Origin of the sequence: Pseudomonas sp. PSPC3-2 (assembly GCF_049897085.1) — a bacterium.
GTDB classification, from domain to species: domain Bacteria; phylum Pseudomonadota; class Gammaproteobacteria; order Pseudomonadales; family Pseudomonadaceae; genus Aquipseudomonas; species Aquipseudomonas paraveronii.
Genome location: NZ_JAFCVO010000019.1, coordinates 1 through 22,861, shown reverse-complemented (window position 1 = coordinate 22,861; position 22,861 = coordinate 1). Strand labels below are relative to the sequence as shown.

The 22,861-nt window shown below is 62.8% G+C and carries 23 protein-coding genes and 1 pseudogene; 11 read left to right on the top strand and 13 right to left on the bottom strand.

What is annotated here, in order from left to right:
* Window positions 1-20: 20 nt before the first annotated feature.
* Window positions 21-488, bottom strand: a complete 468-nt coding sequence (locus ACP7CJ_RS24395) for a copper chaperone PCu(A)C (protein ID WP_276193456.1) — start codon at window positions 486-488, stop codon at window positions 21-23.
* A complete protein-coding gene (locus ACP7CJ_RS24390) occupies window positions 488-1,093 on the bottom strand; it encodes an SCO family protein (RefSeq protein WP_276193455.1) in 606 nt (201 codons plus the stop codon). The genes ACP7CJ_RS24395 and ACP7CJ_RS24390 overlap by 1 nt, the downstream gene beginning before the upstream one ends.
* Window positions 1,094-1,488: 395 nt before the next feature.
* Here ACP7CJ_RS24390 and ACP7CJ_RS24385 point away from each other — a divergent pair, with 395 nt between their 5' ends.
* The 4 genes from ACP7CJ_RS24385 to hemN all read left to right on the top strand — a co-directional run bounded on the left by ACP7CJ_RS24385 (window position 1,489) and on the right by hemN (window position 6,127).
* Window positions 1,489-2,805 carry an OprD family porin gene (locus ACP7CJ_RS24385; protein WP_276193454.1) on the top strand — a complete coding sequence of 439 codons (1,317 nt, stop codon included), beginning with the start codon at window positions 1,489-1,491 and terminating at the stop codon, window positions 2,803-2,805.
* A 96-nt stretch (window positions 2,806-2,901) separates the two neighbouring features.
* Window positions 2,902-3,345, top strand: a complete 444-nt coding sequence (locus ACP7CJ_RS24380; RefSeq protein WP_247405576.1) for a CopD family copper resistance protein — start codon at window positions 2,902-2,904, stop codon at window positions 3,343-3,345.
* 90 nt (window positions 3,346-3,435) lie between these two features.
* Window positions 3,436-4,755: a coproporphyrinogen III oxidase gene (locus ACP7CJ_RS24375; RefSeq protein WP_426102385.1), complete on the top strand. Its 1,320-nt coding sequence runs from the start codon at window positions 3,436-3,438 to the stop codon at window positions 4,753-4,755.
* Window positions 4,742-6,127 (top strand): oxygen-independent coproporphyrinogen III oxidase, encoded by a 1,386-nt coding sequence (gene hemN, locus ACP7CJ_RS24370; RefSeq protein ID WP_426102383.1) that lies wholly within the window; start codon window positions 4,742-4,744, stop codon window positions 6,125-6,127. Before ACP7CJ_RS24375 ends, hemN begins: the two co-directional genes overlap by 14 nt.
* A gap of 513 nt (window positions 6,128-6,640) precedes the next feature.
* Here hemN and ACP7CJ_RS24365 read toward each other — a convergent pair.
* The 11 genes from ACP7CJ_RS24365 to nirS are packed head-to-tail and all read right to left on the bottom strand — an operon-like array spanning window position 6,641 to window position 15,418.
* Entirely contained in the window at window positions 6,641-8,095 is a 1,455-nt protein-coding gene (locus ACP7CJ_RS24365; RefSeq protein WP_426102381.1) for a cytochrome D1 domain-containing protein, read from the bottom strand.
* Entirely contained in the window at window positions 8,092-8,916 is an 825-nt protein-coding gene (cobA, locus tag ACP7CJ_RS24360) for a uroporphyrinogen-III C-methyltransferase (protein WP_426102379.1), read from the bottom strand. The genes ACP7CJ_RS24365 and cobA overlap by 4 nt, the downstream gene beginning before the upstream one ends.
* Window positions 8,917-8,960: 44 nt before the next feature.
* Window positions 8,961-10,142 carry a heme d1 biosynthesis radical SAM protein NirJ gene (nirJ, locus tag ACP7CJ_RS24355; RefSeq protein ID WP_276193449.1) on the bottom strand — a complete coding sequence of 394 codons (1,182 nt, stop codon included), beginning with the start codon at window positions 10,140-10,142 and terminating at the stop codon, window positions 8,961-8,963.
* Window positions 10,143-10,154: 12 nt separating this feature from the next.
* A complete protein-coding gene (locus tag ACP7CJ_RS24350; RefSeq protein ID WP_426102377.1) occupies window positions 10,155-10,655 on the bottom strand; it encodes a nitrite reductase in 501 nt (166 codons plus the stop codon).
* The gene (locus ACP7CJ_RS24345) at window positions 10,630-11,073 is read right to left on the bottom strand and encodes an Lrp/AsnC family transcriptional regulator (protein WP_247407493.1); all 444 of its coding nucleotides are present in this window, start codon (window positions 11,071-11,073) and stop codon (window positions 10,630-10,632) included. The genes ACP7CJ_RS24350 and ACP7CJ_RS24345 overlap by 26 nt, the downstream gene beginning before the upstream one ends.
* Entirely contained in the window at window positions 11,066-11,581 is a 516-nt protein-coding gene (locus tag ACP7CJ_RS24340) for an AsnC family protein (protein WP_276193446.1), read from the bottom strand. The genes ACP7CJ_RS24345 and ACP7CJ_RS24340 overlap by 8 nt, the downstream gene beginning before the upstream one ends.
* Window positions 11,578-12,036, bottom strand: a complete 459-nt coding sequence (locus ACP7CJ_RS24335) for an Lrp/AsnC family transcriptional regulator (RefSeq protein WP_276193445.1) — start codon at window positions 12,034-12,036, stop codon at window positions 11,578-11,580. The genes ACP7CJ_RS24340 and ACP7CJ_RS24335 overlap by 4 nt, the downstream gene beginning before the upstream one ends.
* Window position 12,037: 1 nt before the next feature.
* Window positions 12,038-13,207 carry a cytochrome D1 domain-containing protein gene (locus ACP7CJ_RS24330; protein ID WP_276193443.1) on the bottom strand — a complete coding sequence of 390 codons (1,170 nt, stop codon included), beginning with the start codon at window positions 13,205-13,207 and terminating at the stop codon, window positions 12,038-12,040.
* A complete protein-coding gene (locus tag ACP7CJ_RS24325) occupies window positions 13,204-13,521 on the bottom strand; it encodes a c-type cytochrome (RefSeq protein ID WP_276193442.1) in 318 nt (105 codons plus the stop codon). Before ACP7CJ_RS24325 ends, ACP7CJ_RS24330 begins: the two co-directional genes overlap by 4 nt.
* A gap of 16 nt (window positions 13,522-13,537) precedes the next feature.
* Window positions 13,538-13,852, bottom strand: coding sequence for a c-type cytochrome (locus ACP7CJ_RS24320; RefSeq protein ID WP_247408236.1), 315 nt, complete (start codon window positions 13,850-13,852; stop codon window positions 13,538-13,540).
* Between the two features lie 24 nt (window positions 13,853-13,876).
* Entirely contained in the window at window positions 13,877-15,418 is a 1,542-nt protein-coding gene (gene nirS / locus ACP7CJ_RS24315) for a nitrite reductase (protein ID WP_426102485.1), read from the bottom strand.
* Between the two features lie 327 nt (window positions 15,419-15,745).
* Here nirS and ACP7CJ_RS24310 point away from each other — a divergent pair, with 327 nt between their 5' ends.
* The 7 genes and pseudogenes from ACP7CJ_RS24310 to ACP7CJ_RS24280 all read left to right on the top strand — a co-directional run.
* Window positions 15,746-16,522 (top strand): CbbQ/NirQ/NorQ/GpvN family protein, encoded by a 777-nt coding sequence (locus ACP7CJ_RS24310; protein WP_426102375.1) that lies wholly within the window; start codon window positions 15,746-15,748, stop codon window positions 16,520-16,522.
* Window positions 16,506-17,069 carry a cytochrome c oxidase subunit 3 gene (locus ACP7CJ_RS24305; protein ID WP_426102373.1) on the top strand — a complete coding sequence of 188 codons (564 nt, stop codon included), beginning with the start codon at window positions 16,506-16,508 and terminating at the stop codon, window positions 17,067-17,069. Before ACP7CJ_RS24310 ends, ACP7CJ_RS24305 begins: the two co-directional genes overlap by 17 nt.
* Before the next feature lie 7 nt (window positions 17,070-17,076).
* A complete protein-coding gene (locus tag ACP7CJ_RS24300) occupies window positions 17,077-17,307 on the top strand; it encodes a cytochrome C oxidase subunit IV family protein (RefSeq protein ID WP_276193437.1) in 231 nt (76 codons plus the stop codon).
* 251 nt (window positions 17,308-17,558) lie between these two features.
* Entirely contained in the window at window positions 17,559-21,938 is a 4,380-nt protein-coding gene (locus ACP7CJ_RS24295) for an RHS repeat-associated core domain-containing protein (RefSeq protein WP_426102371.1), read from the top strand.
* A 9-nt stretch (window positions 21,939-21,947) separates the two neighbouring features.
* Window positions 21,948-22,304: a hypothetical protein gene (locus tag ACP7CJ_RS24290; RefSeq protein WP_426102369.1), complete on the top strand. Its 357-nt coding sequence runs from the start codon at window positions 21,948-21,950 to the stop codon at window positions 22,302-22,304.
* A gap of 98 nt (window positions 22,305-22,402) precedes the next feature.
* A pseudogene (locus ACP7CJ_RS24285) lies at window positions 22,403-22,501 on the top strand (hypothetical protein); the annotation flags it as partial.
* Between the two features lie 149 nt (window positions 22,502-22,650).
* Window positions 22,651-22,861: contractile injection system protein, VgrG/Pvc8 family (locus tag ACP7CJ_RS24280; protein ID WP_426102367.1), on the top strand; the 211-nt coding region annotated here is incomplete at its 3' end.

Sequence of the window (22,861 nt, the reverse complement as noted above, 5' to 3'; positions counted from 1 at the left end):
TATTGCGTGCGATATACCGATCAATGCATCTTGCCAGGGTCCATGCCACCCAACGCGCGGGCAGCCGCCTTGACCTCGACGCTCTGCTGCTCGCCCTTGGCATTTTCCACGGTCAAGGTCAGCGGCACCTGGTCGCCTTCCTTGATCTGGCCGGTCAGGCCCATCAGCATCACGTGATAACCGTTCGGGTCGAGCTTGACCGCTGTGCCTGCGGGCAGGGCGATTGAGTCCACTGGGCCCATGCGCATCACGTCGTCCTTCATGCTCATTTCATGGATCTGTACGTCCTTGGCCACCGGCGAGGCGACGCGCAGCAGTTTGCTGTCGCTGTCGGCCGTCACGGTCATGAACGCGCCGCTGGATGGCTGGCCCGGCACCGTGGCGCGCACCCACGCGTCGCTGACGTGGACCTGGGCGCTGGCGTGCGCGGCGAGACCCAGCAGGGACAGGCCGATCAGGGTGCGCTTGAGGTGTTGAACGGCAGTCATTAGCAGACCTCCATGACGGTGAGCAGGTCTTCTGCGCACTCTTTAGCGGTAAGGGATGCCGACAGGCCCAGGCGCAGGTTGCCGCGGGTGTCGAACACGAAACTGGTGGCGGTGTGAGACAAGGTGTAGGTGTCGCCGGCGGGGACCTTTTCATAAAAGATCCCGAACTCCTTGGCAGCCACGGCGATTTCTTCTGGGGTGCCGTACAGCGCTTCGAAGCTGGGGTCGAAGGCCTTGACGTACTTGTCGAGAATCTGCGGCGTGTCGCGCTCGGGGTCGAGGGTGATAAAAATCACCTGCATGATTTCGCCGTCGCGGCCCATCAGTTTCTTGGCCTGGGCGGCGCGGGCGAGGGTGGTCGGGCACACGGCCGGGCATTGGGTGAAGCCGAAAAATACCATCGGCATCAGGCCACGGAACGAACTCAGGGTGACGGTTTCACCCTGGGTATTCTTGAGCTTGAAGGTGCGGCCCATGATCTTGTCGCTCAAGTCCTTGCCGTACTTGAAATTCAACTTGGGGCTGTTGTCACAACCGGCCAGCAGGCCCAGACCCAACAGGCCCATGCCGGTCAGGACGTTGCGGCGGGTGAATAACGTATTCATCAACTGTGCATCCTGTGAAGCGCCTGCCTTGCTCTGGATCTATACACCAGGCGTTGAAAAGGAGTAAACGCGGAGGGCGCCAAGTCTACCAACCCTGGCCAGTCTGCGTAATCTGCGACGTTCTGCCACAGGGGGGCGCAGCAGTGAGCGTGGCCGTCGTGTTCCTGATCAGCCTGCTCGCAGGCGGCTGCCCGTGGGGGCTTGCGAGCCCCGGCGCGGCGGCTGCGCGCGTGGGATTGTTACAAGAAATGAAAAACTGAATGACGGTTTTAGCGACTGTTTCCCGGCCGCCCAACGCTATACCGTGCGCGCACCCGTTGAATGCAGCACCACCCGACCTACAAAGAACAGGGCTGGGCTGTGACGGGTCGCCTCAATTACTTTCAGGAGCCTTCATGAATCACAAGACTTGCATGGCGCTCGCCGTCTCCCTTGGCGCCGCGCAGCAGGTGGCTGCGTCGGGTTTTATCGACGACAGCAAAGCCACTCTCGACCTGCGCAATTTCTACTACAACCAGGACACTCGTAACGCCAAGGCCCCTACGGATAAGGAGTGGGGCCAGGCGTTCATGTTCAACTACCAGTCCGGTTTCACCGAGGGCCTGGTCGGTTTTGGCCTGGACCTGCAAGCCATGTACGGCCTGCGCCTGGACGCCTCGGGGCGCGCAGGCAAGGCCGGTGAGGACTACACCCCCGGCAGCGTTTTTCCGTTGTCCGATGGCAAGGCCGCCAACGACTTCAGCAAAACCGGCGCCACCGGCAAGATGCGCATCGCCCAGACCCAGTTCAAAGCCGGCACGCTGATGCCCAAGCTGCCCGTGCTGACCACCGAAGACGGCCGGCTGTTGCCGCAGACGTTCCGTGGCTACCAAGTGGACTCCAAGGACCTGGAAGGCTTCAACCTGATCGCCGGTAAAATCGAGCAGGTATTGGACCGTAACTCCAGCAACGGCCAGGGCATGTCCATCGCCGGTGCGAATGATCCGGTCAAGGGTAAGTCCAGCAACCAGTTCTACTACGGCGGGGTGGATTACGCCGTCAGCAAGCAACTGCAACTGCAGTACTACTACGCCACCCTGGAGAACTTTTACCAGCAGCACTTCTTGGGCCTGGTCCACAACTGGCAGTTGCCGGTGGGGCAGCTCAAGACCGACCTGCGCTATTTCTACAGCACCGCCGACGGCAAGAACGCCAGCGCCGCCGGGCGTGGCGAAGGTTATGTCAGCTCCGGGTATTACGGCGCGGGCGTCAACGCCGGCAAGGTCGACAACCGCCTGTGGAGTGCGCTGTTTACCTATGGCCTGTACGGCCATTCCGTGAGTCTCGGTTATCAGAAAACCACCGGCGAAAGTGACTTTCCCCATATCAACCAGGGGCAGGGCCGTTCGCTGTACCTGATTACCAACGCCCAGTCGCTGAAGTTCGTCAATGCCGGGGAGCAGGCCACGGTGGGCAGCTACGCCTACGATTTCAGCAGCCTTGGCATTCCGGGCCTGCGCTCGAGCGTGACCTATATCCACGGCAGCAACATCCAGGCGGCGCGTCGCGACAACAGCGAATGGGAGCGCGACCTGCGTGTCGATTACGTGATCCCCTCGGGCACGTTCAAGGGCCTGGGCCTGACCTGGCGCGGTGCGGTATGGCGCGGGAATGACACGGCCGACAAGGACGAGACGCGGCTGATCGTCAGCTACAGCATCCCGCTGCTGTAAACCGCGCAGCCGCAACGGCTTGATCGGTATCAAGGCCTGGCCGTGCGCCAGGCCGCACACTGAAGTCCCAACGGCCGGTCCCCTTGAGAGGCCACCATGCTTTACCCCCTGTTTCTAGTGGCTCACCTGTTCGCCGCGCTGATCTTCATCGGCACGGTGTTTTTCGAGGTGCTGATCCTGGGGCACCTGCACCGGCAATTGCCGGCGCGGGTGATGGTCTTGGTGGAGCAGGGCGTCGGCCAGCGTGCCCGGGTATTGATGCCGTGGGTGTTGCTGGTGCTGTTCGGCGCGGGCCTGGGCATGGTCTGGTTACGATACCTGCCAGTGCTGGCTGCGCCGTCGGCCTCTGCGTTTGGCACCTTGCTGACCCTCAAGCTGATCCTGGCCGCCAGCGTGCTCGTGCATTTTCTGCTGACCATGGCGCGGATGCGCTGGGGCTCGGTGAGTGCGCGTTATGTGCGCTGGGTTCATCTGAGCCTGTTCGCGCACATGGTCGCCATTGTGCTGCTGGCCAAGGGCATGTTTTACCTGAGCTGGTAGACGGGCGGGGCTGCGACCTTGACGCATATCAAGGTGCGTTGCCGGGTCGCACCGGACAATGCACCACCGCCGCCCGAACCGGAGTCTGTCATGCGCACCCCTCTTCATCCCGCTCGCTTTCGTCACGATCAAGGCGTGTTGGACCTGGCTTGCCAAACAGACACCCGCCGCTTCCATGCCGGTGTCGGCTCCCTCGACCTGTTGCGCGCCTTGCGCGACAGCCGTCTGCGCCAGCGGCCCCTGGCGCTGAACCTGCACTGGCCGACGAGCGACGTTGGCGGTGACTATTGGCACAGCCTCGCCCAGGAAATCCATCTGATCGGCTGCCAACTCGGCCGCCGCCAGCCGGTCGATCACTTTCACCTGCGCGGCACCACACCGGCGTTCGCCCAGGTGCAGCAGTTGATGGCGCTGTTGCATGAGCGCTTCAATTTTCTCGACCACGACCGGGGCGACTACTGCATCGACCTCGACCCCTGGCACATGGACTGGGCCACGATGGGCCTGCTCCGCGAACAAGGCTTCAACCATGCAAGCATCGGCGTGCCGGACGCCAACCGCGAGGGGCCGCTGTGCCAGGCGCGGTATCAGGACCCGGCGCCGATCGAGTCGCTGGTGGATGCGGCCCGCACCTTCGGGTTTCGCTCGGTGAACATCGACCTCGGCTACGGGCATGCCTGGCAGACCCCGGCCAGTATCGAGCTGAAACTGGCCAGCCTGATCGCCCTGGAGCCGGATCGCTTGCAAGTATTCGATTACGCCCACGCGCCTGTGCGCTATCAATCCCAACAACCCCAGGCGTTCTGCAGCGAGTCGGATAAGAGCGCCATGCGCCGTCTCTGCTTTCAGCACCTGGCGGCGGCGGGGTATCACTACATCGGCCTGGGCCAGTTCGCCCGCGCCGACGATGACCTCAAGCAAGCCCAGGAACGCGGGCGCCTGAGCCGTAACTGCGAGGGCTTCACCCTGCACGGTTACTGCGACCATGTCGGTTTCGGCCTCGGCGCCATCAGCCAGATCGACACCCTGTGCGTGCAGAACACGGCCGATGCCCGCGAGTACCGCGAACAGTTGGGTAATGCTCAGCTCGCCACGCAGCGGGGCTGGTTTCGCGAGACTTCTGACCCGGTGCGCCTGCACGTGGCCGAACGCCTGGCCTGTGACCTGGAACTGGATGTGCAGGCGGTGGAACGGCGCTACGGACTGGTGTTCGCGCGCTATTTCGCCTACCTGTGGCCGCTGCTGGAAGCCCTGCACCGCGACGGTCTGATCGAGCTGTCCGCGACGTTCATCTGGTTGCTGCCGGCCGGCCTGCCGCACGTGGATGGTATCTGCGCACTGTTTGAACGGGCAGCGCTTGCCACCCCGATCAGCGCCAACGACGAGGTGATCGACCATGAGTGCGTTTGAATTCGACCGTGCCCTGGTGCACAAATACGACCGACCGGGACCGCGCTACACCTCGTACCCGACCGCGCCGCAGTTCAACAGCGCCTTTGCCCTGGATGACTATCATCAGGCGGTCCGCGCCAGCCATCAGGTGGCCGCGCCCAAGGCGTTGTCGGTGTACATCCACATCCCGTTTTGCCAGAGCCTTTGTTATTACTGCGGTTGCCACAAGATCATTACCCGCAAGACCCACCGGGCCGTGGAGTACCTGGCTTACCTCAAGCGCGAGATCCAGATGCAGGCGGCGTTGTTCGAGCGTTCCCGGCGCCTGACCCAGTTGCACCTGGGCGGCGGCACGCCGACCTACCTGGACGATACGCAACTGGCCGAGTTGATGGCCTGCCTGGCCGAACACTTCACCCTGGATGACAGCGACGCCCATGAGTTCTCCATCGAGGTTGACCCGCGCACCATCAGCGTCGAGCGGATCAACACGCTGCGCCGCCTGGGCTTCAATCGCCTGAGTTTCGGCGTGCAGGACTTCGACCCCGACGTGCAGGCGGCGGTCAATCGCGTGCAAAGCGAAGCGCAGATTCTGCAACTGGTGGCCGTCGCCCGTGAGGCACGCTTCAAGTCGGTGAGTGTCGACCTGATCTATGGCCTGCCGCTGCAAACCGTGGCCAGCTTCGACGTGACCTTGAACAAACTGATTGCCCTGCGCCCCGACCGTGTGGCCGCCTACAGCTACGCGCACTTGCCGAGCCAGATCCGCGCCCAGCGCATGATCCGCCCCGAAGACATGCCCCCGCCGGCGCGCAAACTGGAACTGCTGGAACTGACTATCCGCCGCCTGACCGAGGCCGGTTACGTCTACATCGGCATGGACCACTTCGCCTTGCCCGACGATGAACTGGCGCTGGCCCGCGCCAACGGCACTTTGCAGCGCAACTTCCAGGGTTATTCGACCCATGCCGACTGTGACCTGATCGGCCTTGGCGTATCGGCCATCGGCAAGGTCGGTGACAGCTACAGCCAGAGCGTCAAGGAGCTGTCCCAGTACTACGCCCGGCTCGACGCGGGGATGCTGCCGGTGCAGCGCGGCTATCGGCTCAACCCGGATGACGTGCTGCGCCGTGAAGTGATCAACGGCCTGATGTGCGATGGCCGGGTCGACTTCCCACGGATCGAGGCCACCCACGGGGTGCGCTTCAACGACTATTTCGCCGAGGCATTGGTGCAATTGGATGAGCAGGTGGCGGACGGGTTATTGCTGATCCAGGCCGATGCGCTGCAACTGTTGCCCAAGGGCCAACTGATGGTGCGCAGCGTGGCCATGGCCTTTGACGCCTACCTGGGCGGCGCGCACAAAGGCCAGTTTTCCCGCACGGTTTGAGTGGATAGGGCTGTATGCCCTGTGGGAGTCCGCCCGCACCGCGGTCCCCTTGTGGGCGCTGTCGAGCTGCAGCGAGGCTGCGATAGCGGACTGTCAGGCGCCAAAAGTGTCAGCTGAACCGGCCCCCTCGCAGCCTCGCCGGGGCTCGACAGCTCCCACAGTAGATCGCCATTTCCCCCCGAAGCGCGGTCCCCTTGTGGGCGCTGTCGAGCTTCAGCTAGGCTGCGATAGCGGACTGTCAGGCGCCAAAAATGTCAGCAGAACCGGCGCCCTCGCAGCCTCGCCGGGGCTCGACAGCTCCCACAGTAGATTTCCATTTCCGCCCGCACCGAGTTCCCCTTGTGGGAGCTGTCGAGCTTCAGCGAGGCTGCGATAGCGGACTGTCAGGCACCAAAAGTGTCAGCAGAACCGGCGCCATCCCAGCCTCGCCGGGGCTCGACAGCTCCCACAGGGGATTTTCATTTCAACCCATACCGGGTTCCATCGCTGGCGAGCAGGTGTCCGGCGCGATGTTCAGTGCGATGTGCCTTCGGCAAATTCAACCTTGTTGCCCACGTTGTACTTGCCCGACGGTTTGTTCATCGGGATGCGCTTGATCTCCTTGAGCGTCTGGCTGTCGTAGACGATCAATGCCCCGTCGGTGGCCCAGATGCTCAGCAACAGGTAACGGCCATCGCGGGTGAATTCAACGTGGGCGGCGGTCTTGCCTGGCATTGGGCGTAGGGTGTGGGCGATCTCCAGGGTTTGTTTGTCGATCAGGTGGATCGCATCGTTGTCCGGCCCAAAAAATACATCGCTCCACACGTAGCGCGAGTTCGCATGGCTGCGCATGAAAAAACCCGGGCCCAGGGTGGGGATCTGCTTGATCAGTTTCCAGGTCTTGAGGTCGATCACCGAGATTTGCCCCTTGCTGATATTCGGCGTGGCAAACACCCACTGGCCATTGCGCTGCCAATACGTGCCCGAACCCAGGTGCGGCATGCCGGACAGCGGGATGTCGGTGACCACGTGGCCGCTGTCCAGGTCGATGACCTGGCCGCCGCCGGCCTTGCGTGAGGTGGCGATCAGTTGGCGGTAGTCGGGGGAAAACGAAAAGTCATCGAGCACGTCCTGAGCCTGGATTCGCCGGGGTTCGAAGCTCGGCTGGGCGGCGGCATAGGACAGCTCCCAGACTTCATTCACGTCCTTGAGCGCCACGATAAAGCTGTTGCGCGGCGGTGCGGTGTACACCGCGCTGACCCGGGACGCGGTGTCCAGGGTCTTGACCAGCGACAGGTCGCGGGCATCCAGCACCACCAGGTTGCCTGGCAGGTAATTGCCCACCAGCACCCAGCGTCCGTCCTTGCTCACCGCGAGGTTGCGCGTGTTGAGTGCCACGCGGGTCTCGGCGATCAGTTTCAGGTTGTGCAGGTCGTACAGGCTGATCCAGCCGTCGCGCGAAGCGAAGTACACAAAACGCCCGTCGGGGGAAAATTTCGGCCCGCCGTGGACCGCGAAATGGGTCGGGAAGCGGTCCAGCACGGCAAAGGTGTCACCGTCGAGAATGTCGACGTGATGGTCGCCGGACTCCACCACCACAAACAGGTTGAGCGGGTCGGCGTGATGCGAAGGCGTGGTCGGCAAGCGGCTCAGGTCTGCCAGCAGGGTGTGGCTGTTACGGATGTCCTGCTCGTTCCAGGTTGCCGGTGTGGCGGGCGGTTGCTGCAGGAAATTCGCCAAGCCGTCGATCTGCGCGGCACTCAGTTGTGGCGCAAACGCGGCCATCTGACTGGCCGGGCGCCCTTGCTCGATGACCTTGCGCACTTCCTCGGGCTTGATCCGCCCCAGGCTTTCCGGGAGCAGCGCCGGGCCGCTGGCGCCAATGCGGTTGAGGCCGTGGCAGCTTGCGCAGTGACGTTGGTAGTCCTCGGCCGGCGTGCTGTGTGCGGCGGTGGCCCAGAGCAAGGGCACCAGCAGCAGGCGTTTCATACCGCCACCGCTTCGCGGGCCGGTGACAGGCTGGCGGGGAAGTGCAGGGCGGCCCCGGCGAACAGGTTCACCACGTGGCCAATTACCGTCAGGGTCGGCACACCGGGTGCGCAGTCGGCGGCCATTGTCGGCAACTGGCGCAGGGTGCCACGCGCCACGTGCTGGTCGGCACGCGCGCCGTTGCTGATCAGCGCTGCCGGGGTATCCGCCGGCAGGCCTGCCGCCACCAGGTGTTCGGCGATCAGCGCGAGGTTCGACAGGCCCATGTAGAACACCAGCGTCTGGCTCGGCTCCGCCAGGCTGGCCCAAGGCAGCTTCAACGCGCCGTCGCGTTGCAGGTGCCCGGTGACGAAGCGGCAGGAGTTGACCAGGTCGCGGTGGGTCAGGGGGATGCCGGCATAGGCGCTGCACCCGGACGCGGCGGTGATGCCCGGCACCACCTGGCAGGGCACGCCGTGGGCCAGCAGGTATTCCAGCTCCTCGGCGCCACGGCCGAAGATAAACGGGTCGCCGCCCTTGAGGCGCACCACGCGTTGGCCCTGGTCGGCCAGTTCCACCAGCAATTCGTTGAGCTCATCCTGGGGCAGGCTGTGGCAGCCGCTGGCCTTGCCCACGTAATGGCGCGCGCAAGTCAGCGGGATCAGCGCCAACAACTCGGCGCTGACCAACCGGTCGAAGACCACCGCATCGGCCTGCATCAGCAGGCTCCAGGCGCGCAGGGTCAGCAGGCGCGGGTCGCCGGGGCCGGCACCCACCAACGCGACTTCGCCGGGGTGGAAGGGGCTGTGCAAACTGGCAGGTAAGGCGGTCGGAGTGTGCATGAGACGTCCTTGATACATCATCAGGTGGGCCGCCCCCGGTTGTGTCACCGGGTGGTCGAGCAAGGGATCAGGCTGCAAGGCTGCAGGGCGATCTCGGCGTCGCTGAGGTGGCAACCGGGGTCGGGGCCCCAAAGGTCGCCATCGGCCCAGGCGCGGGTGCGCGTATTGCCGTTGCAGATCGGCAGCCAACGACACTCGGCACATCGCCCGCCGATGGCCCGCGGGTGTTCGCGCAGGCGCAGCAGCAACGGGTCGGGTTGGTCGAGCCAGAGTTGGCGGAACGTGGTGTTGCGCACATTGCCCACCGAATGCTGCCACCAGTAAGTGTCGGGGTGGACCTCGCCGGTGTTGTCGATGTTGGCGACGCCGCTGCCCGAGGCATTGCCGCCCCAGTTGTGCAGCAGGTGTTCCAGTTGCGGGTAATGCTCGGGCAGATGCCGGTGGACCCATTGCAGCAACAGCACCGCGTCGGCGTCGTTGTTGCCGCTGACAAAATCGCTGTCGATGCCGTGCTCGATGTCATGCCAGGCCTGCTGGAATATCAGCATCATCGCATCGCGGCTCATCTGCCGGTGCGCGTCCAACTGGCGGCTGCGCTTGCCGCGCCCGCTATAGTTGAGGTGCGACAGGTAGAACTTCTGTACATCGTAGTCACGCATCAGCGCCAGCAGTTGCGGCAACTGCCCATGGTTTTCCTGGGTCAGGGTGGTGCGCAGGCCCACGCGAATCCCGGCCTCGCGGCACAGGCGGATAGCGTGCATCGAACGCTGGAAACTGCCCTGCAACTGGCGGAACGCATCGTGGGTCGCCTGTAGGCCGTCGATGCTGATGCCCACGTAATCGAAACGCGCGTCGGCGATCTGCTGGATATTCTGTTCGTCGATCAGCGTGCCGTTGCTCGACAGCGCGACAAAAAAACCTTTGTCGCGGGCATAGGCGCTGAGCTGGAACAGGTCTGCGCGCAGCAGCGGTTCGCCGCCCGACAGAATCAGCACGCGCACCCCGGCCGCGTGCAAGTCATCGATCACCTGGAGCGCGGCCGGGGTGTCCAGTTCATCGCGAAACACACTGTCGGCGCTGGTGGCGTAACAGTGTTTGCAGGTGAGGTTGCAGCGCCGCAGCAGGTTCCAGATCACCACCGGCGGCCGGTCTTTGCCGGGCGGCGAGGTGCGGGGCGGCGGGCATTGTCCGGCCAGGGTACGCAGGTACTGACTGATCCGCAGCATGGGACGCTCCTTCTAGTGGGCCGGCGTCAGGCGCAGGCCGGTTTTTTTCAGGATGCGGCTGCTCACCAGCATCTCGTCGGCGCGGCAGGCATCGCCGAGCAGGTAGCGCAGGTGCTCGCGGTAGCTGTCGATTTCTTCGCGGCTACGCCCATGCACCATGGCGAACAGGTTGTAGGGCCAGTCGGGACGGCGCGGGCGGCGGTAGCAATGGCTGACAAACGGCTGCGCCCCGATCAATTCGCCCAGGCGCGGCATTTGCTCGTCGCGCACATCCCACACGGTCATGCCGTTATGGCGATAACCCAGGCGGTAATGGTTGGGCACGGCGGCGACACGCCGGATCGCGCCCTCGGCCTGCAGGCGCTTGAGCAAGTCGAGGGTCGACTCGACGCTGATGCCCAACTGCTCGGCGAGCCAGCCCCAGGGATCGTCCACCAGCGGCAGGCCACCCTGGGTGAGGGCGACCAGGCGCAGGGCCAGGCGGTCGTCAGACCGGGAAATACAGACCGACATGGTAGGTTTGCTCCTTCGGCAGATTGAGCACCGCCAACCCCGTCAGGGTCTCGATGCGGGACAGCGTGGCGGCCAGTTCCGCCTCGGTGCCGCAGGCCAGCACGAACCACATGTTCCAGCGGTGTTCGCGGCGGTAGTTGTGGGCCACCTGGGGCAATGCGTTGAGTTGTTCGGCGACCGCCTCAAACCGCGCCTCGGGGACAGTCAACGCGGCCAGGGTGAAGGCGCCACCGAGGCGCTCGACATCGAACATCGGACCGAAGCGCGTCAGCACCCCGTCTTCGAGCAGGTCATGCAGGCGGTCGAGCACTTCACTCGGCTGGCTGTGCAGTTCCTGCGCCACCTGCTGCCAGGGATCGCGCACCAGTGGCAGGCCGTGTTGCAGTCGATTGATCAGGCGCCGGTCGAGATCATCCATGGGCCCACACCTGCGACGACGGCGGCGTAAAGCGCCCACCGCATTGCTTGAAGGCGCGGGTGCTGAACAGCAGTTGGTGCGGCAGGTCACTCAATTGCTGCTGTTCCAGCATCCGCTGGATATGCGCCGTGACCTCCTCGCGCTCGCGGCCATGCACCATGCAGAACAAGTTGTAGCGCCACTGCGGCAGCCGGCGCGGGCGCTGATAACACAGGTTGACGCCGGGCGCGCGGCCCAGGCGGTTGCCGACTTCATCCACCAGCGCATCGGGCACGTCCAGCACCAGCATGGCATTGGCGACAAAGCCCAGGGCGCGGTGATTGAGCACCAGGCCGACGCGGCGGAACAGGCCTTGTTCCTGCCATTGCTGCATCTGTTGCAACACTTGGTCATGGTGCGCGCCGATCTGTTCGGCGAGGTTGTCGTAGGGGCGCGAGACAAGAGGCAAGCCGCGTTCCAGGCATTGGCGCAGGTCGAGCATTTGCTCTTGGCTCAGTGGGACGATCATGGATGCGCTCCCAGGGAAAACCCGAGGTCGATGCGGTAGGCGGTGAGCATCGGCAGGTCCAGGGGGATGAGGCCGGTGTCTTGCTCCAGTTCGTCGAGGATGTGTTGCAGGTGCTGACGGTGCGGGCCAGTCAAGACAAACCACAGGTTGTAGTGATGCTCGCGGGCATAGTTATGGTTGACTTCCGGGTACTGGTTGACGCGTCGCGCCACCTGTTCCAGGCGGTCGACCGGCACCGCCAGGGCGGCCAGGGTGCTGGCACCGGCGCGGGTGTGTTCGAACACCGGGCCGACCCGCGACAGCGAGCCGGCCAGTTCCAGGCGGTGCAGGCACTTCATCAACTGTGCTTCGCTGCAGCCCAACACCTGGGCCATTTCGCGATAAGGTTCGGCGCACAGCGGCATGCCGTGCTGGTAGCGTTCGATCAATTGACGGCTGAGCAGGTCAAGGTCCATTTCAATACCCCATTTTTTGCGCGCGGCTGCTGAAGAAAATTCCACTGGGACTCAAGGCCGGCAAGGTCTTGAGCAAGGTCATGCGGTACGGGTCCCAGATCTGCACCTGCTCGCCGTCGCGCACCGACAGCCACAGCTGTTCGCCACGTCCGGTGAACTCCATGTGCAGCACGCCGGGGCCGGGGCGCAGGTCGGCCACCACGCGGTGAGTCTCGGTGTCGATCACCTGCACGCGGTCGTTGTCCGGGTAGGCGAAATTGACCCACAACTGGCGCCCGTCGGGGCGTGCGGTGACGAAAATCGGTTGGCCTGCCACCTCAATAGCGGCGGTCTGCTGCCAACTGCGCGCATCCATCACCAGCACTTGGTGATGGCCGACGGCGGGCACAAAGGCTTGGTTGTCGGCCACGGCCCAGCCTTCGAGGTGCGGCATCTTGTACACCGGCAGTTTTGCCTGGCCGCGCCCGTAATCCGCGAGCACGCGCTTTACGCCGCGCTCCGGATGCCACAGGTCGAGTTGGGCCATGCCGTCCTCACCGAACAGCCCGGCCATGTAGTAACGGCCGTCGGCGGTGATCAGCGCGTCATAGGGTTGCTCGCCAATGCCCGGGTACCGCGTGATCCGCGGGGTGTTGCCCTGGCTGAAATCGGCGCTCCAGATCTCGCCGCTGTCGAACAGGCTGAACACGAAGCGCTGGCCGGGCGCATCCACCAGGCCCACCACCCGCGAGCGTTTACCGTCGGCCAGGGGCGTGGCGGGAATGTCGGCGACCTGGGCCAGGGTCACCGCATCGAACACCTTGACCCCGCCGGGTTGGTAGTTGGAGACGGCAATCAGGCGTCCGTCCTGGCTGATGGCGCCGCCGATGCTGTTGCCGCCCTGGAGGATGCGTTTTTCAAGGCGTTGGCGCAGCAGGTCGACTTTGGTCAGGCCGCCGTCGCGGCCGAAAATGTAGGCATAGCGCTGGTCGCGGGAAAACACCGCCGAGGCGTGGGACAGGTCGCCCAAGCCGTCGATCCGCCCCAGCTGGCTCATCCCGCTGGTTTCGATGATTTGCACACTGGCGCTGGCGCGTTCGATCACCAGGCCCAGGTCGCCAGTCCCGCGCAGCGGCGGTTGGGCACAGGCGCCGAGCAGCAGGCACAGCGATAGAAGAGTGGGACGCATCATGGTGCGGGGCTTCCTTGCAGGAGGCGTTCGACCAGCCAGGCGATCTCGCCGGCACTGAGCAACGGCGCCCAGCCGGGCATCGCGCGGGCAGGGCGGCCATAGGTAATGGTGGCGTTGAGGCTGTCGCGGCTGTGCCCGGCGAGGGCCGCCGGGGTGAGGGGCGGGCCCAGGCCGCCGGTGAGGTACAGGCCGTGGCAGGCGCCGCAGTCCTGGGTCAGCAGGTGTTCGAGGCGGGCGGCGTCCGGTGTGGCCAGCGCCCGCGCGGGAATCAGCAGGAGCAGCGCCATGGCCGTACCGATCGTCGATGCATTCATGGCGCGCTCCTTGTGCTTATTTCAAGGTCAGGACCCATTCGGCCAAGACCTTGGCTTCGTCTTCCGTCACCTGATTCGGCGGCATCGGAACCGGTCCCCAATTGCCCTGGGTGCCGTTTTTGATGCGGCTGGCCAGGGTCACGGCGGCGTCTTTCACACCGGCGTTCTTGGCCGCAACATCCTTCAAGGCCGGCCCCACCAACTTGCTGCCAACCATGTGGCAGCCGACGCAGGGTTTGCTGTTGAACAAGGCCTGGCCGTCTTGTGCAAGGGCCGGTTGCAGGCTGAATGCAGCGATGCAGGCCAGCAGCGCGAAGAGAGTATTTTTCATTGGAAGTCCTTGTGTTGATGGGGCTCAATAAATGTCGTGTTGGGTGTTGTAGACATTGAATTTTCCGGTCGGGGTGATCAGGCGCTTGTCCTTGATCACCGCCTTGAGCTTCAAGGTCTGGTCGTCGATCACCACCAGCGCCGATTCCTCGGTCTGGCCGTTCCACACCGAGAACCACACCTCGTCGCCGGCCTTGTTGTATTCCGGCTGCACCACCCGCAGCGCGCCTTGCTTGATGCCGGCGTATTCGGCGATCGGCAGCACGCTGTAGCCCTTCTCCAGATGGTCGATATCAAACACCGCCGCCGATTGGCTGAGCTTGGCGTCGGGGTTGAGGGTGGTGTCGACATACAAATGCCGGGAGTTGGGATGGGTCTTGATAAACAGCGAGCCGCCGCCCTGGCCCTTGAGCGATTCCACCTGTTTCCAGGCGTATTGCGGGTGGTTGATCGGGTCGGTGCCGATCACCGAAATACCGCCGTCGCCCAGGTGGCTGGTGGCCCAGACCGGCCCGTAGGTGGGGTGCACAAAGTTGGCGCCACGGCCTGGGTGCGGGGTCTTGCCGACCTCGACCAGCGCGGTGAGCTTGCGTTCCTTGGAGTCGATCACCGCGACCTTGTTCGAGTTGTTGGCCGCCGTCATGAAGTAGCGGTGCGTGCTGTCCCAGCCGCCGTCATGCAGGAACGGCGCGGCGTCGATGGTGGTGATGGTGAGGTTCTTGATGTCCTGGTAATTGACCAGCATCACCTTGCCGGTTTCCTTGACGTTGACGATGAACTCCGGCCATTCGTGAGAGGCGATGATCGCCGCGACACGTGGCTCGGGGTGGTATTCCTGCTTGTCGACGGTCATGCCCCGGGTGGAGACGATCTGTTTGGGCTCCAGGGTCTCGCCATCCATGATGGTGAACTGTGGCGGCCAGTAGGAACCGGCGATGGCGTACTTGTCTTCGTAGCCCTTGAACTTCGAGGTCTCCACCGAGCGCGCCTCGATGCCGACCTTGATCTCGGCGACCTTGGTCGGTTCGGCGGGCCACAGGTCGATCATGTCGATCTTGGCGTCGCGGCCGATCACCAGCAGGTAGCGGCCCGAAGCGGAGATCCGCGAGATGTGTACGGCATAGCCGGTGTCGATCAGTTTGACGATTTTCTTGCTGTCGCCATCAATCAACGCGATCTTGCCGTCGTCGCGCAGGGTCACGGAGAACAGGTTTTCCAGGTTGAGGCTGTTCAGCTGTTTCTTCGGCCGGTCTTCGGGCTTGACCAGCACTTTCCAGGTCTTGAGGGTTTCGGCCATGCCCCATTCCGGTGGGGTTGGCGCGGTGTGCTGGATAAAGCTGGCCATGTGGGTGATCTGGGTTTTGGTCAACGCGTTGGAGGTGCCCCAGTTTGGCATGCCGGCGGGGGAGCCATAGGTGATCAAGGCTTCCAGGTAAGCCTGGCCACGGGCCTGGGTGATGTCCGGGGTCAGCGGTTTGCCGGTGGCACCCTTGCGCAGCACGCCGTGGCAGCCGGCGCAGCGCTCGAAGTAAATCTGTTTGGAGGTGTCGAAGTCGGCCTGACTCATGTCCGGCGCGCCGGCGCTTTTCACTTCTGTCGGCTGGGGTGCGCCATGGGCGCTCAAGGGCAGTGCCAAGGCCAGCGCGCAACTCAGTGCGGCGAGGCTCAGGGTGAAGGGGTTTCTGTTGCGAGTCAGCATTCCATTTACTCCTCAGGCGGGACCTTTGCGGTGCCTCGCAACGCGGTGCGGGGCGCAGGTTCTTCGTGCCGGCACAGACTATGGCGCCGTGCCGGAATACCTGCTTGACCGCGATCAAGTTCGCCGCAGGCGACGCTTGCCAAGTTGTCGCAGGCGCCCGTAGCGTGGCCGTCAAACCCGCTGTGGATGCCTGTCATGACTGAGCCCTTCTACCAACCCCTGGACAATGAACACCTGCTGTTCGAACACGCCTGGCGCCACCGCATGCCGGTGCTGATCAAGGGCCCTACGGGCTGCGGCAAGACTCGCTTCGTGCAGCACATGGCGCACCGTCTGCACTTGCCGCTGTACACCGTGGCCTGCCACGACGACCTGAGTGCCGCCGACCTGATTGGCCGTCACCTGATCGGCGCCGAGGGCACCTGGTGGCAGGACGGCCCACTGACCCGCGCGGTGCGCGAAGGCGGCATCTGCTACCTGGACGAAGTGGTCGAGGCCCGCCAGGACACTGCCGTGGTGCTGCACCCGGTGGCCGACGACCGCCGCGAGTTGTACCTGGAGCGCACCGGCGAAGTGGTCAAGGCGCCGCCGTCGTTCATGCTGGTGGTGTCCTATAACCCCGGTTACCAGAACCTGCTCAAGGGCATGAAGCCCAGCACCCGCCAGCGTTTCGTCGCGATGCGCTTCGATTACCCGGCCGTCGAGGGCGAGGCGCGCATCGTGGCGCGTGAGGCTCAGGTGGACCTTGCCCTGGCGACCCAGGTGGTGCGCCTCGGCCAGGCCTTGCGCCGCCTCGATCAACACGACCTGGAAGAAGTCGCCTCCACGCGCCTGCTGATTTTCACCGCGCGCCTGATCGCCGCCGGCATGCCCATTCGCGAAGCCTGCCTGGCGTGCCTGGCCGAAGCGCTGACGGACGACCCGCACACCGTGGCCGCCTTGATGGACGTGGTGGATGTGTACTTTGCCTGAACCCCGCCGCCTGCCGGGCGACCTGGCGATGTGGTTTTTCATCCTCGCCGAGTTGTCGGTGTTCGCGATTCTGATCCTCGCGTTCGCCGTGACCCAGGTGCTCAAGCCCGAGGTGTTTGCCGCAGGACGCGCGCAGTTGGACACCTCCACCGGGCTGGCGATGACCCTGAGCCTGTTGACCGCCGGGTTGCTCGCCGCGCTGGCGTTGCAGCAGGTGCGATTGCAGCGCTGGCGACGCGGCGCCGGTTTATTCGTCGCGGCGTTGTTGGTGGCGCTGGTCTATGTGGCGATCAAGCTCACCGAGTACGCCCACCTGGGCGCTGCGGGACTCGGCCTGGAGCACAGCACGTTTTTTACCTTGTACTGGATACTGACCGGGTTTCATTTCCTGCATGTGCTGCTGGGCATGGTGATTCTCGCGTGGCTGGCGCTGGGCTGCTGGCGCGTCGGGCTGTTGGTCGGCGGGCTGGAGTCGGGGGTGCTGTATTGGCACATGGTGGATCTGGTGTGGGTGGTGCTGTTTCCGTTGGTTTACGTGATTGGATGAGGTGCTGATGACCGCTTCCCAAGGGTTGATCGTGTGTTGGGCTACGTTGGTGTTGCTCAGCGTCGGCACCGTGCTGGCCGGCGGCTCCGGGCTATGGCTGGCGGTTTTGCTGCTGGCGGTGGTCAAGGCGTGGATGATTGCCGATGGGTTCATGGAGTTACGGCATGCCCCCAGGTTTTGGCGCGCTCTGGTGCTGGGCTGGCCTGTCGTTTTGGTGTTGGTGGTGGGGCTTGTCTAGGCTCGGAGTGCCCAAGATCAAAAGCCAAAGCGAGGCGGCCGTATAGCCGACTTGATCCGGTCACCTGTGGGAGCTGGCTTTCCTGCGATGGCATCGCCTGGGTGGACCTGATGGACTGAGGTGTCTGCATCGCAGGCACCTGCGCTCCGCCTGCTTTGGGAAAATTCTTACGCCTCTCTCGGAAAGTCTCACCTGAGCAACGCGTTAGTTGCGTGATTTGATTCCGGCCTTTTCAGGCAGGGATTGCAGGCATGACTGACGCGTTTTGGGCCGCCCGCGAAGGCGATGCGCTGCTGCACACCTCAATGATGGCCGATGTTCTCGGCGGTGTGCTGGAAGTCGCGGCCTATGCCGCCATCACGTCCGTGGGCTGCCTGGCCGCTGGCGCGTTGATCGCTGCAGCGACCGGCGTGACCATCGCCACTGGCGGCGTTGGCTGCGTCGCCCTGGGGCTGGCGGTCGGCGCGGTGGTGGGGATCACCGCCGGGCTCTCGGGGGCTGACGTGAAGCTCTCCAGTTGGTGCGAAACCGCCGCCAACTGGGTTTTTCCACCGGTGATCGAGGCCTTTATCACCAGCGGCTCAGACGACGTTTTCATCAATGGCAAACCGGCCGCCCGGGCGGCCGGAAAGATGATGGCTCTGCCGGTCGCGCCCAGTGAGCCACCGGCGCCCAGTTTTCTGGACATGGCACAGGGATTTTTCTCACAACTGTGGCGCCCGACGGTCGCCACACCCGCTGCCGGTACCGTGCCGTGTCCGCTGGACACGGTCGCCTGCACCAAGCACCCGCCCATGCCCGAGCAATTCATTGCCGAGGGTTCCAGTTCGGTCTTCATCAACGGGCAACCGGCCGCACGCAGCGGTGACCGCAGCACGTGTGACGCCAAGATCGGCAGCGTCGAGGGGCTGATTTCTGCCGATGTGCGTATCGGTGGCGACCCCGTCGTGGTGCGCGAAATTCGCAGTGGCAAGACACCGGGCGTCGGCTTGGCGATTGCCGCGCTGCTTGCGCTACGCGGCAATGTGAAAGGCTTTTGGAGCACATTGCCGTGCCTGGTCGGCGGCGCGGCGGTGGGCGGAGCCGTGGCCTATGGAACCAGCAAAATCACCTCGGCACTCAACAGCGCGGTCAACGGCTCGCCCAACCCGGTGCATAGCCCGACCGGGGCCAAAATCCTCGGCGCCGAAGAAGAACTGGACTTCGTGCTGCCAGGCCTGCTCCCCATCGACTGGCAGCGCTTCTACAGCAGCCTTGACCAACGCCACGACGGCCTTTTCGGCGCCGGCTGGAGCGTTGCCTATGAAGTCGCCGTCGAGATCGATAAAGATGAACACCTCACCTACATCGATGAGCAGGCGCGCCGTATAGACATCGGCTACATCCCGTTGTCAGGCGGCGCCTTCAGCCCCGGCGAAGGCCTTGCGGTCCGGCGCAGCGCCGACGGCGCCATCCTGATCGAAAGTATCGACGGCCTGTATCGGCTCTTCGAACCCGACCCTCTGAACCCCTCGCGGATGCGCCTGCATCTGCTGGGTGATCGTAACGAAGGGCGCATCTTTCTGGATTACGACGCCCAGGGTCGCCTGTGCCGCCTGCGCGACAGCCATGCGCTGATGCACGTCGACGTGAGCTACACCGCCGAGCATCCGCGGCGCGTGAGCCATATCGAGCGCCGTTACCTGCATCAGCAACATTTTGCTGGGCGCAGCGACGTGTTGGTCAGCTATCGCTACGACACCCACGGCGACCTGGCTGAAGTCCTCGACGCACAAGGCACGAGCCAACGACGTTTTGCTTACGACAGCGCGCGGCGCATGGTCGAACACCAACTGCCGAGTGGCTTGCGTTGCTTCTACCAATGGCGCGCAGTGCCCGGCCCGCATGGCGAGGAATGGCGGGTCAGCCGGCATTGGACCGATGCCGGCGATGAATTCACCTTCGACTACGACCTCGATGCCGGTATCACGCGCGTCACCGATGGCCTGAAACGGGTCAGCACCCGCTATTGGAACCCGCAGTACCAGATCACCCGCTACGTCGATAACCTGGGCCATGCCTGGCAGTTCGAATGGAGCGAAGATCGCCAATTGCTCGGCGCGATTGATCCGCAAAACGGCGAGTGGCGCTTCAGTTACGACGAATCCGGCAACCTGAGCGCAGTGACCGATCCACTGGCCAGGATCAGCAGCACCCAGTGGCTGGCGCATTGGGCATTGCCCGAAGTGGAAACCGACCCGGCGGGTAACCATTGGCATTACCGCTACGACCGGCATGGCAACTGCATCGAAGAGATCGATCCGCTGGGCAACCGCACCCGCTATGTCTATGACGATTTCGGCCAGCCGGTGCAGATCATCGATGCAACCGACAAAACCCGGAAGCTGCACTGGGACGAGTGGAGCCAACTGATCGAGGAAGTGGATTGCTCGGGCTACGCCACCGGCTACCAGTACGATGCGTTCGGCAATGTGCTGGTGCAAACCAATGCCGAAGGTGAGTCGGTGCGCTATCAGTACAGCCCGCGAGGGTTGTTGCTGGAATGCCGACTTCCGGACGGGCGCCTTGAGCATTTCCAGCGCAACGCCAGTGGTTATCTGACGGGCTATGTCGACCCCGCCGGTAACACTTCCCGCTATGCCTACGACCGGCGTGGCCAGGTCAAACAACGCTGGGACGCGCATAACCGCTGCGTCACCTTCGATCACGACGCCTACGGGCGACTGCTGAAACTGACCAATGAAAACGGCGAAAGCTATCGTTTTGAGTGGGACGCGGCCGATCGCCTGGTGCAGCAACAAGACCTCGACCACAGTCGGCGCTGCTATGCCTATGACCCGCTGGATAACGTCGTCGCCGTCGGTTACCTGCCGGGCACCGAAGGCGAGCCGGTAGACGCGCTGACACACCAATTTCAACGCGACCCGCTCGGGCGCCTGGTCAGCAAAGTCACCGCCGACGGCACCACCGTTTATAAGCACGACCTGAACGACCAACTGGTCGCGGTCACCTTCACCGCCCTCGACGGGCGCGAGCAAGCACTTGGCTTTAGCTATGACGCGCTGGGGCAACTGCTCGAAGAGCACAGCTCGGCGGGGTGTTTGCAACACCATTACGACGAATTGGGCAACCTGACTCAAACCCACTTGCCTGACGGACGCTGGCTCAATCGCCTGTACTACGGCAGCGGCCACCTGCATCAGCTGAATCTCGACGGCCACGTCATCAGCGACTTCGAACGCGACCGCCTGCACCGCGAACTGCAACGCACTCAGGGTCAACTCAGAACAAATACCGACTATGACCGCAGTGGCCGGGTCCGCTCACGCCAGCGGCGCAGCATCGACCAGCCGTGGCAGTTGCCGCCATTGGTCGAAACCCACTACAGCTACGATCCCAGCGACAACCTGATCGGACGCCGCCGTACCGACCGCCAAGAGCACCTGGCCTACGACAGTAGCGGACGTATCCTCGTCAGCCAACAAATAGGCCGGATCGAAACCTATGCCTACGATGCGGCAGCCAACCTGCTCGACGGGCCACAACAAGGCGGCCTGGTAAGGCATAACCGGCTGCTGACGTATCAAGACAAGCGCTATACCTACGACGCTTTGGGGCGAATGGTTGAAAAGCGTAGCGCTGTGCGAGGTGTGCAGCGTTTTGCCTATGACGCCGAAAGCCGGTTGATTGAAGTGCGCAATGAAAACGGCGGCGTGGTCAGGATGGTCTACGACCCGCTGGGTCGGCGCATTGAAAAAACTGAACACGGCAGCGATGGCTGTCCGCTGGGCGAAACCCGGTTCACCTGGGATGGCCTACGGTTGTTGCAGGAGCATAAACACAGTCAGACCAGCCTCTATCTCTACGATGGCGACAGTTACGAGCCTCTTGCCAGGGTCGACGGTAACGGTGAATACCAACGCGTGCGGTATTACCACAACGACCTGAACGGCTTGCCGGAGCAACTCACCGAGGCCGACGGCCATGACGTCTGGCGAGCGACTTATCGGGTGTGGGGCAACACGCTGGAGGAGGTGCGGGAGCCTTACTTCATTGAAGAGCAGAATTTGCGGTTTCAGGGGCAGTATCTGGATCGGGAGACGGGGCTGCATTTTAATACGTTTAGGTTTTATGATCCGGATGTGGGGAGGTTTACGACGCCGGATCCGATTGGGTTGGAGGGGGGCTTCAATCTTTACCAATATGCTCCAAACCCTATCAGTTGGATTGATCCATGGGGTTGGGCTAGCTCAAATCCTGGTGTGTATGACGTGTCGTTTGAGGCTCATATCAGCAAGGATATTTGGCATTCGAAAGACATGGTGCATTTCGCCGAATCCAACAGGCAGCTTCACTACGCGATGAAGAATGACCCCGTGTTGAGAAACACCGTAGAAACGAAGCACCCAGGTATTTCAGAGTGGGTAGCACCGAAGAAGAATGGCAAATTCAGATCGATAGCCTTGGCGGGTTCTACCTGGCACCACCATCCCGTCGTAGGCGGTAATCTACAGTTGGTAAGTTATGCAGACCATAAAGATCGTCACGGCGATTACCACCCTAAAGGTCCTAATGGGAAGCGTGTAGGCGGACGAAAAACCTGGGGCGGCGGTTCGTCTTGTAGAAAATAGGAGTTATCTGTGAAAAAAATACAAGGTATTGCAAACCTTTTTGACACCATTCACCCAGTTTCCGAGAATGCGTGGGTATATACCAATTTAAAAAAATGGGAGCAGCAGCCAGAAAATGCAGTTTTTTATCTTATTACTGAGGATGAGATTGATGAGCTTGAAGAAGATGATGAAACAGTAGAAAACACCGCAGGTGAGAGCATCCCTAAGTCTTTGGAGCGAGAAAACGTCGAAACTTGGCTTGAAGTTCAAACCTTGCAAGCAATATCACAAATTATCCAGAAAAACGTTAAAGCTCCCAATAGCATTATTTTGATCCAAGCAATTAACCACTATCGGGAGTACGACGACTTCATGGAGGTCTGATTTGTACACTGAGACGAAATTTCCCGTTAATAGTGTTTGTTTTTTCGGCCACTTAATCGAGTGCAAAAAGGCATAAATAAAACGGTCCTGAAGGGCATGAATTCCTCACGCGCATGCTCGAAGGCAAGGCGCAGGCGGGTGTGCGGATCAGTAGCCGGGATAACGAATTGCACTACGCCTTCAGCGACGCCGAATAACGACTGTTGGAATGCGGTTTAAATGTGGGAGGGGGCTTGCCCCCGATGGCGGTGAATCAGTCACCACATGCATCAACTGACACACTGCTATCGGGGGCAAGCCCCCTCCCACATTTGGATTGGGTTCCTTCAGCTATTAGGGTACTTCGATGCTATTCAACCAAACCTCACGCCTGGCCAAAATCACCAGCCCCCTCGGGCCGGACGTGCTGCTGCTCAATCAAATGGGCGGCGGCGAAGCGTTGGGAAGGCTGTTCACCTACGACCTGCAACTGACCTCCCTGGACGCCAACATCGACCTCAACCAGTTGCTCGGCAAGCCGATGAGCGTCGGCGTGCAACTGGCAGACGGCGGCGAGC